Here is a 1,061-nt window from a genome sequence, read left to right as displayed (position 1 = left end):
AATACCAGATCGGACAGCCCTTGCCGGGGCCATGCCCCGGCAAGGGCTCAAAGACCAAACTCCAAACGAATTTCCAGACGTGAAGTTACACCACCTGGGGCTTCGAGACGGAAGCCACCCTTTCGCCATTCGAGAATTTCCGATTGGAGGCCGCCTACACCTACCTGAACACTGAAATCCGGGAGATCGACCAGCTTTCGATTCAGGATCCCAACTTCATCATCAATTACAACATCACCCCGGGTACCCCGCTGACGTTGTCACCGAAGCACAGCGCCACTTTGTCCGCCAACTACACTGTTCCGCTTGGTGATCTTGGCTCGCTGCGGTTTGCGGCGAACTATGCCTACACGAGCAAAATGATTGCGACGTATACCTTCGTGAACTCGCCGTTGGTGGCCGCCTTTGGGCGGGACTATACCTACCTGCCGGCGTTCGATCTGCTCAACGTCAACGCCGGCTGGCGGGACATCGCGCAGACGAACATCGACCTCGATTTCTTCGTCAACAACCTCACCAACGAAAAATACCTGACCTATTACGGGGCCGGTGCTGGGCAGGGGGTGCAGACTGCAATTCTCGGGCAACCCCGGTTCTACGGCCTGCGTCTCCGATACGAGTTCGGCGGCGAGTGATTGGATGCAGCGCCAGCAGAAGCTGGCGCTGCATTTTAGCCGGGTTCAGGAACCGCGGGGGATCGTTTAACAGCCCGATTTGAGGGCCTGAGCCGCTCGCTCGCATGCGCAGTGGCAAAAGGCCGCTTCCCACGCATGATAAGCGATGAGCACCGGCAGTGCGCGATCCGGAAGCCGCATGGCGGCTTTCGGCACAAGAAGACGTTTTCCTTGATGATCAAGAACGACCAGCTCTGGGGCGGTTGGCGCCGCGGCATCTTCAATATTCAAGCCGACGGAACATTCTTTGGGTGACCACTGTGGTCACTGGAGAATGCTCATGGAAACGCCTGAGATCGTGTCCCACGGCGTGGTGTAGCTTATTGGAGCTCCCGCCGATTTCGGCATCAGTCTGAGCCGATCATGCGCCGGGTACAGCCGAGAGCA

1 protein-coding gene and 1 pseudogene are annotated in these 1,061 nt (G+C 57.9%); both read left to right on the top strand.

The features are described 5' to 3' along the window. Positions 1-101 precede the first annotated feature (101 nt). Positions 102-635, top strand: a pseudogene (locus C0V72_RS16135) (TonB-dependent receptor domain-containing protein); the annotation flags it as partial. A gap of 135 nt (positions 636-770) precedes the next feature. Further along, on the top strand, positions 771-929 hold the full coding sequence (locus C0V72_RS16500) for a hypothetical protein (RefSeq protein ID WP_172439078.1): 159 nt from the start codon (positions 771-773) through the stop codon (positions 927-929). The last annotated feature ends 132 nt before the right edge of the window (positions 930-1,061 follow it).

Origin of the sequence: Porphyrobacter sp. TH134, assembly GCF_002855495.1 — a bacterium.
GTDB lineage: Bacteria > Pseudomonadota > Alphaproteobacteria > Sphingomonadales > Sphingomonadaceae > Erythrobacter.
Note: the sequence above shows the minus strand (reverse complement) of the source record. Positions and strands in the feature narration are given on the sequence as shown.

Coding starts and splice junctions, on each gene's coding strand:
- C0V72_RS16500 (WP_172439078.1), top strand. CDS start 771: ATGATAAGCGATGAGCACCGGCAGTGCGCGATCCGGAAGCCGCATGGC.